Here is a 324-nt window from a genome sequence, read left to right on the forward strand (position 1 = left end):
CATATAAATTCCACATTCGGAAGGCTTTCCAGATACTTGGCTGTTTTGAAAATTGCTTCACGTGGATCCACGATTACTTCTTCCTCCGTCCAAAGTGCACCTTTCAATCCCTTGGGATTAGCGGCAGGACTTTTCTTCACGGTTTGTTCTGGATTCAGAAGTTCGGCTGATTTGATCCCGCTCATAGCAGCGACATATTCTTCTACTACTTGTAGTTCCAGATCTGTGTAGGCTAAATGCAAGGAACCGGTCTTTTCTGCGAAAAATCCCGCTTTCTCGCTCATCTCCAGCCAAATCTCCCGAGATCGTATGGCCCGATCAAAA

At 45.7% G+C, this 324-nt stretch carries 1 protein-coding gene; it reads right to left on the minus strand.

The genetic code is table 11. The annotated features are described in order from the left end of the window. Positions 1 to 284, minus strand: a 284-nt coding sequence (locus ACNKXV_RS13870; protein ID WP_417908309.1) for an FAD-dependent oxidoreductase, incomplete at its 3' end; no start/stop codon positions are given. Positions 285 to 324 lie beyond the last annotated feature (40 nt).

This window comes from Christiangramia aquimixticola (assembly GCF_048285835.1).
Lineage (GTDB): Bacteria > Bacteroidota > Bacteroidia > Flavobacteriales > Flavobacteriaceae > Christiangramia > Christiangramia aquimixticola.